Below are 7,852 nucleotides of genomic sequence, written 5' to 3' on the forward strand. Positions count from 1 at the left end.
AAGCAGAATTGGGTAACTACTAAAAATTAATTTGCCGCGATAGCTGAATTTATTCATTGCTACCCCAATTGGCTGTCGCCGCCGTTCGCGATCGGGGTTAACCTGACAATAGAAGCTATAGATATCTTGGGCAGCCCTAAGCAGAGCCGGATCGAACAGTCCATGAGAATTTGACTGGGGCATGGGGTTAGCTTTGGCACGGGGCGACTCAATTGTAAACACAGTGGCGATTTCTTAAACTATTTTTTAGACATTTTAGGCTAGATCGAGTCGATGTGGAGCTGGCTCAAATTTAAAGCAGCAATTCTTAGCCTAAAACTCTTTGACTATTTCAGGATGTCGATTGCTGTCAGGTTGTCAACGACAGAATGCGGGTTACAACAGTTTTATTTTTAAAAACTATCATTGCCAATCTCAATCTTCATCATGAGAATTGCTGAATTTACAGCGAGCGCATTCCCGATTTAGCAATCGATAACCACTCCTAACCAGATCGAGGCTATGTTAGAGCTTCAATTAGGACTCGACCCATTTGACGACAACCCACTGCGGTCATATCTGCTGACATAATATCACCAGTTCTGTAACCCAGATCTAAAACTTTTAAAACCGCTGCTTCGATCCGATCTGCCGCCGCCGATTGGTTCAACCCATAGCGTAGTAACATAGCAGTACTCAGCACCTGCGCCAACGGATTAGCCAGATCTTTCCCCGCAATATCAGGAGCCGAACCATGTACTGGCTCGAATACCCCCAATCCAGTCGCCCCCAGACTCGCCGAAGGTAACATGCCGATACTGCCTGTCAACATCGCCGCTGCATCCGATAAAATATCGCCAAATAAGTTACTAGTGACGATCGTGTCGAATTGCTTGGGCGCGCGAACTAGTTGCATTGCCGCATTATCGACATACATGTGCGTCAATTCAACATCGGGATAAGCTGGTGCCATCGCAATTACCCGATCGCGCCATAATTGAGAAACTTCCAGTACATTCGCCTTATCCACCGAACACAGCTTTTTCGTCCGTTTTTGGGCAGTTTCAAACCCGACTTTGGCAATCCGATCGATCTCGCTTTCAGTATATGCCATCGTATTTACCCCCCGTTTTTCACCCGTCTCGGTGGTAAAGATGCCCTTGGGTTCGCCAAAATACACCCCGCCAGTCAGCTCTCTGACTACCATAATATCCACCCCTTCAACTACTTCTCGTTTGAGGGTAGAAGCGTCGATAAGCTGAGGTAAAATTGCCGCAGGTCTCAAGTTTGCAAATAAACCCAAACCAGCCCTCAAGCCCAATAAACCCGTCTCTGGGCGCAAATGGCGCGGCAGATTGTCCCACTGATAACCGCCAATGGCAGCAAGCAACACCCCATCGCTTTGCTTGCAAGTCTCTAAAGTCACTGCTGGCAAGGGTTCTCCAGTAGCTTCGATCGCCGCACCGCCAATTAAAGCCGTCGTAAATTCAAAATTTAGACCCTCTTGTTTGCCGACAACTTCTAGTACCTCTACTGCTACCGCCATAATTTCTGGGCCGATGCCATCCCCAGGTAACAGTGTGATGCGATAAGTTTGAGTCATAATCCTTGCCTTGCGATCGAACACTTGATATTCTACTGGCGATCGTGACTTAGTGGATCGTGAATAAGCAGAACATCCCAAGCCGTATTATTCCAAAATAATTGATTCCATTTCAATCGAGATTTTATTATGCGCCGCGATTCGATTTTTTACCAATTATTTCGGCAGTCGCCCACCTTACTATTCGATTTATTGCCGCAGCCGCCAGCAAATGCTCAAAACTATATCTTTGAATCGATTGAAGTCAAGGAAACTGCCTTTCGGATCGATGGCGTATTCTTGCCACCCAATCCAGCCGGAATAGTCTATTTCTGTGAGGTGCAGTTCCAACTAGATGAGCTGCTATACAAACGGATGAAATCGCGCTGAGGTTCCCTCAGCGTGCGTTTCACCAAGCGGCGGATGTTGAGTGAAATTGCCATTTACACCTATCGCAACCGCGAACGCTTTGCCAATTGGCAAGCGGTAGTAATTTACCCAACCAGAAGCACTGAACAATCTCGCACTGGCATGGTGCAGGAATTCTTGGAAAATGGACGAATTCAGCGCGTGTACTTGAATGAGCTAGGGGAAGTTGCAGACTTACCAACAGGCTTGGGTTTGATGGTATTGACTACGCTAGAAGGCGAAAAGGCTACGTCTGGAGCTAGGGGATTAATCCAACGGGCAGAAGGTCGCCAGGATATAATCGAGTTAGTATCAACGATTATCGTTTACAAGTTTAGTAATCTGAGTAGGGATGAGGTAGATGCAATGTTAGGAATTGAGTTAGAACAAACTAGAGTTTATCGAGAAGCCGCACAAGAAGGTCGTCAACAAGAAGCACAAGCTTTAGTCTTGCGGTTGCTAAATCGACGGGTGGGGAATGTGTCGCCAGCAGTTGAGATGAGAGTTAAGGCTCTACCTCTGTTGCGGTTGGAGGATTTAGGTGAGGCGTTGTTAGATTTTGTTCGGATGAGTGATTTAATTAGTTGGTTGGATGCTAATCAATCAGAAAATTAGACCCATCCGTTGAGGTTCGCTCGTTTACAAATTTTCTGAGTTGATATGAGTATTTTTCAGGTGGTAATAGCCGAGAGATTGCCACCTGAGAGACTATCCTCAACTCCCTCCTAAGATAAACAAACTTGCCAAAGTGCTGCTGTTCCACAGGCTGTGCAATAGCATTGGTGCTAAAAGATTGCGAGTGCGGACGTAGACGATGCCCAAGATAATGCCCAATGACGTGAGTGGTAGAATTTCAGATAGACTCAGATGGGCGACTCCAAATATTAAACCACTGATGCAGATAGATGCCCACACTGGCACGTAGCGAGTCAAGGACGGCAGGAGAAAACCTCGAAATAGGAATTCTTCAAATAGCGGTGCTGCGACTGCTGCTGTGCCAAAGAATAGCCACAGGGCGGTCGAATCTTTACCTTCGAGGACGATTTGCAACAGTGGATTGCTGCCGCCTTGTCCGTGCCAAATTTTCTCGTTGAGTAATGAGACGATAATCACGATCGGATTTGCAACCAAATATCCGCCGATTCCCCACAATAGCCAGTTAGATTTCCAGTTAAATTTAAACCAATCTGGTGGTAGAGGAAAATAAGATTTTATCGATAGATATAGTACGCCAACACCTAATCCCGACATTAAAACGTAACTGCTAAATACATAAAGTCCTTGCCCTCTAGTCGTTAATGTTGCCGGATTAATCAGAGCACTAAATATGGTGGGTAATAGAAACTGTCCGACGAAAAAGAAACCCACCATAAATACTTGCCAGACAATTTCCCAATCCCAGGGAGTCGTCCACGGAGTCGCGATATTTGCCAGTATGATTTGTGGTAGAGATTTTTCTGCTCGTTGTTGAATGGCGAGAATAATTATTCTCACGCTAAAGAAGACAATTAAAACTACACCACCGAACCCAATCAGCACGCGCGGGACGGTAATAAAGGCTAATTTTATCAGTGCATCTTTACCTGCGATTTGTACCGTACTATCTAGTTGTGCTAGTGCCGTAAGATCGTCCAAATTTGTGTACAGTTGAGTGAGGACGCGATCGCGAAACCAACCTTTAAAGTTAGTCGTAATTTCTGCTGCGATCTGTGGTGAGGTATTTTTATCGATTCCCGATGGCTGATTCCAGATTTCGATTAACGATGCGGCAATATTTTTAGAGCCAGCTTGTTGGGAAGTGGTAATAATATTATGCCAAGTTGCGATCGCTTGTTGTGGTTGGTTGCTAGCTGCTTGTAAAATCCCAATTCGCAGGTCAATTTTATCGATTTCGAGTTTGGCGGCGGTAATTGTTTTGTTAATTAAGTTAGTCTGGGTGGCGAGAGATTCCTTAGTGTTAGCATTGCTCTCGGCTGACGCTAAATCTGCTAAACTATGGTTAAAGTTATCGATCGCGGTCTCGTCGCTCGATCGGACGTTTTGGTATTGTTGAGTGGCAGATTTTAATATATCCGCACCGATAATCCCCGTCTGTAATGCACCCAGTCCCTCTAAATCGGCGGTAGGTTTCCATTCAGAAGCAATTAATACCAAATCGGTTTGGTACAGCTCGAATTTACCTTGAATCTGCGGTCGGTCGAAGGTGCCGATTATCGAGAAAACCAGCTTGAATACAATAAAAATAGTCAGTATGCTCAGTAAAATCCGGCGTACCGATTGAAAAGATGTCAGATTTTGGCGATCGAGACTCATTAAAATGCCAAGTTAAAGTTTATCATTCCAATCGTTATTATATGACGTTAACTCAGAAGTTTGCCTATCTATTTAGTATTAGTTTCGGACTGAGTATTTTAGTCTATTTATTACGCGGTTTTGGCATCGTTACTTTTTTGCCTGGCGGCATCCTCCTCGGCTTACTTTTACTCGCGATCTCGACTTTCTTTACCTATACTATTCTCATCACTAAACGCTAACAATCTTCTTTCTGAAGAAAGCGGGATTAAAAATACCCACTTTCCACTAGATCTAAATCTAACAACCTTTTCCCTCACATCGAGACAATAAGCGATTTAAAACTTCTTTACCGCGTGGATTTGTGACTCTAACGCGGATATAATCTGGATCTTGGCTTTGCCAAACAACTTGATAGCGAGTGTTATTATTATTCCAGGTGTAGATTCTGCGGTTACCATCTTTTAATACCGTCGCACCTGACAATTCGATCGATTTATCCGAGCCGCGTAGTTGTCCCCGATATTGGTAGGTATTATTTTGATAGTAGACGGAAACATCCCATTCGCGATCGCTAAATGAGCCTTGTAAATTGTTAGCTTGAGCTACTGCTACCATCGGCATCAATGCCTGAGTAAATAGCGGCGTTGCTAGCCCAAATATTAACAATGCCGCAGTTGAGTAAATTCGTTTCATCAGCCGATCGAAGATAGATGCAATTTACTACACTCGCAAATGAGCCGATTCCGAACTGGTGCTATGGTTTTTTAGTACCAGAAATCGACTTCCAACTTTTCACTGTATTTAATTAGCTTTAATATTAGTTGCTGGAGCAGCTTTTTTATTGCGTTCGCGAATTAGTTTCAATTGATTAGTCCGAAAATCTTCGGTTGCCGAATTCAATTGTTCGCGTTGTTCGGTACTATAGTTAGGATTATTCTTACCGCCGAGCTGGGCTTGATTGATCAGGTTTAGCAAGCCAGAAGCATCGCCGCTAGATGCTCTACTAAAAGGATCGCGGTTGTCGCTGCTACCATTAAAAGTATTGTTATATTGAGCCGATGCAATTGTTGGCAGTAAGGCGACAGACAAACCGACTAATAAACAAACAGGAGTTAGGAAAAGTTTCATAATCTAACTATAAGTGAGGGGATATTAATTAACATTAGCAAAACTGCTACTTGAGTGTCGCTACTAATTCAGATGGCTGATGTTTACAAATAGTTCCTCAGCTTAGGCTAAACGCCGTTTTAAGAGGGGTTGAATGGCTGTCAGAGTTACGACTGCAAAGCCGACTAAAATCGCCAGCGAGGTGCCAAATGAAACGTTTCCCCAAGGTGCTTGCAGGACGATACTAGCCAGATTCCACTGGGGATGATTGTACAAGTAGCGGATGGGTTCGATCGCGTAAGTCAGCGGATTGAGCGAGGCTACCCATTGCAACCATTGGGGCATAAAAGACAGGGGTGCGAGTGCGGTACTGGCAAATAATAGGGGTAAGTTCAGCACAAAAATCACCGCAATTAGTTCGATATGTCCGGGGAGTGCGAAGGTGAAGCCCAGACTTAAAGCCGTTACGCCCAATACGAGCAGTAAAATAATTATGGCGATGATGCCTAAGCCAGCGATGCTCGGAAAACCAGCACCCATGAGGGCATTAACGATGACGATCGCAGCGGTCTGGATGAAACTTAGTGCTACAATATAAATTGCCGAAGCTGCGACGATCGAATAACGAGATGCTAGTGGTGCGACGAGCAGCCGATTCAGGAAGCCAAATTCGCGATCGAACATGACTGGCAATCCAGCATTTAAAGCTCCGACAAAAGCGGTAAATACAATCAGTCCCGCACCCAAAAATTGCCCATAGCTCAAGTCATTACCCATCATTCCCTGCGGCGCATTTTGAAAGAGCGCGCCAAATAGTAGCAACCACATTAATGGCTGCACGATGCCTGCAACTAGAGTCGAAGGACGACGCTGGAGTTGGATAAATAGGCGTTTGGTGAGTGCGAGGGTTTCTTGAATAAAGTCGGCTACGCCATTAGATTGTAATGGTTCGCGCGATCGCAGGCGATCGCTAGGGGCTGAGTTTACAGGGTTGGAAGTGTCGATCGTACCGCTCATGGTAGGTTTATGGTGAAGGATGAAAAAGGTGAATTTTAGCTATCTTTTGCGAGTAATTCGTTGCCACCAGTAGTAAGGATTAAGCTGACGACGAAGCCGATGGGCGAGTTCTTTACCTGTTAGCAGTATGCCCACCCAAAACGCAGCTTCGCTAATTACGACTAAAATGGCTGCGGTTGTTGCTTTAGAGCCGATTGATAAGGGTAAGATCGGGACGGCGAGGATCGCCGCCCATAGTAAACAAGAAACGATAATCAGCGATAGCCCGATTTGGGAATAAATTCTTGCCCGCACTAGCTTTACCCTTAGCGCATACTTTGTTTTTTCTCTGCTTTGAGATCGCGTTTGCCAGAAGCACTAAGTTCGGCATCTAGCAAGGTTTTGCCCGTGGCGGCTAGATAAACATCATCTAGACTGGGGCGCGATTGGGAGATGCCAAAAATAGGAATCCCCGCCGTCTGTAACGATTGCTGGATGGTCATTAGCACGTCGCGATCGGGTGTGACGACTAAATTAAGGGAGTTTGCCGAAGTTGAGTTGACAATCGCTTCTTGCACGAAAGGAAGTTCGCGGAGCATCTGCTGTGCTTTTTCGGCTTCGGGGAGGGGGGTAAATTCCCGAATTCGCAGGACGATCCGATCGCCGCCTAACTGATTTTTAAGATCTGTGGGCGTACCTTCGGCAATCACTAAACCGCGATCGATAATTCCGACTCGATCGGCTAATGCGTCTACTTCTTCGAGATAATGACTGGTAATCAAAATCGTCGTGCCACTCGCGCGAAGCTGGCGTAAGAAGTCCCAGACTACTACCCGACTCTCGATATCCAATCCGACTGTCGGTTCGTCTAAAATTAGGACTTCGGGCTGATGTAATAGTCCCGCTGCTAGGTCGATCCGGCGTTTTAAGCCGCCGGAGTAGGTGCCCGTTTTTTTATCGGCATAACTATTTAAGTCGAGGATTTCTAGCAAGACCTCGATGCGTTGTCGGGCTTCCGCTTTAGGAATATGGTAGAGAGAAGCTTGGAGTTCGAGCAATTCTCGCCCAGTCAGCACTGGGTCGAGCGCGACTTCCTGAGCGACATAACCGAGGCGTTTCCGGGCTTCGCGGGGGTACTCGACGACGGAAACTCCGCCGATTTCGATCGTGCCGCTATCGGGCTTGGCAAGGGTACACAAGCACCGAATGGTCGTAGTTTTACCAGCACCATTGGGGCCGAGCAAGCCAAATATTTCGCCTTGCTCGACTTGGAAGGATACGTCTTTAACTGCGGAGACGTTTCCATAACTCTTGGACAGATTTTGAATATTTACTGCTGCTGCCATCATCTATCTCTGATTATGGACAATTGGCAATTATACTGGCGATCTGGGGTCGATCGCCATTTAACTGCCACTATCTATATTAACATATCCTCAACAGCAGCTTGGCGATGCTCCCGTGGAGACGCTTTGCGATCGAGAA

Annotated in this window: 9 protein-coding genes and 1 pseudogene; 2 read left to right on the top strand and 8 right to left on the bottom strand. The window is 45.8% G+C overall.

Features of this window, described 5'->3' with window-relative positions; genetic code table 11:
* Together Q0R35_RS11000 and leuB are read right to left on the bottom strand one after the other, a co-directional pair.
* Positions 1-222: hypothetical protein (locus Q0R35_RS11000; RefSeq protein WP_295617611.1), on the bottom strand; the 222-nt coding region annotated here is incomplete at its 3' end.
* Between the two features lie 277 nt (positions 223-499).
* Positions 500-1,582, bottom strand: a complete 1,083-nt coding sequence (gene leuB / locus Q0R35_RS11005; RefSeq protein ID WP_295617613.1) for a 3-isopropylmalate dehydrogenase — start codon at positions 1,580-1,582, stop codon at positions 500-502.
* Between the two features lie 129 nt (positions 1,583-1,711).
* Here leuB and Q0R35_RS11010 point away from each other — a divergent pair.
* A pseudogene (locus Q0R35_RS11010) lies at positions 1,712-2,584 on the top strand (DUF2887 domain-containing protein).
* A 99-nt stretch (positions 2,585-2,683) separates the two neighbouring features.
* Here the strand turns inward: Q0R35_RS11010 and Q0R35_RS11020 are convergent.
* A complete protein-coding gene (locus Q0R35_RS11020; RefSeq protein ID WP_295617616.1) occupies positions 2,684-4,282 on the bottom strand; it encodes a type II CAAX endopeptidase family protein in 1,599 nt (532 codons plus the stop codon).
* Here Q0R35_RS11020 and Q0R35_RS11025 point away from each other — a divergent pair.
* A complete protein-coding gene (locus Q0R35_RS11025; RefSeq protein WP_295617619.1) occupies positions 4,255-4,503 on the top strand; it encodes a hypothetical protein in 249 nt (82 codons plus the stop codon). The genes Q0R35_RS11020 and Q0R35_RS11025 overlap by 28 nt on opposite strands.
* A 58-nt stretch (positions 4,504-4,561) precedes the next feature.
* On the opposite strand, the gene Q0R35_RS11030 is transcribed toward Q0R35_RS11025, so the two are convergent.
* The 5 genes from Q0R35_RS11030 to Q0R35_RS11050 all read right to left on the bottom strand — a co-directional run bounded on the left by Q0R35_RS11030 (position 4,562) and on the right by Q0R35_RS11050 (position 7,713).
* On the bottom strand, positions 4,562-4,957 hold the full coding sequence (locus Q0R35_RS11030) for a hypothetical protein (RefSeq protein ID WP_295617622.1): 396 nt from the start codon (positions 4,955-4,957) through the stop codon (positions 4,562-4,564).
* A gap of 108 nt (positions 4,958-5,065) precedes the next feature.
* Positions 5,066-5,392 (bottom strand): hypothetical protein, encoded by a 327-nt coding sequence (locus tag Q0R35_RS11035; protein WP_295617626.1) that lies wholly within the window; start codon positions 5,390-5,392, stop codon positions 5,066-5,068.
* 102 nt (positions 5,393-5,494) lie between these two features.
* Entirely contained in the window at positions 5,495-6,388 is an 894-nt protein-coding gene (locus Q0R35_RS11040) for an ABC transporter permease (protein ID WP_295617629.1), read from the bottom strand.
* 39 nt (positions 6,389-6,427) lie between these two features.
* Complete coding sequence (locus Q0R35_RS11045) at positions 6,428-6,682, bottom strand: transporter suffix domain-containing protein (protein WP_295617632.1); 255 nt, start codon at positions 6,680-6,682, stop codon at positions 6,428-6,430.
* 11 nt (positions 6,683-6,693) lie between these two features.
* Positions 6,694-7,713 carry an ABC transporter ATP-binding protein gene (locus Q0R35_RS11050; protein WP_295617638.1) on the bottom strand — a complete coding sequence of 340 codons (1,020 nt, stop codon included), beginning with the start codon at positions 7,711-7,713 and terminating at the stop codon, positions 6,694-6,696.
* Between the last annotated feature and the right edge of the window lie 139 nt (positions 7,714-7,852).

Source organism: Chamaesiphon sp. GL140_3_metabinner_50, assembly GCF_025361915.1.
Lineage (GTDB): Bacteria > Cyanobacteriota > Cyanobacteriia > Cyanobacteriales > Chamaesiphonaceae > Chamaesiphon.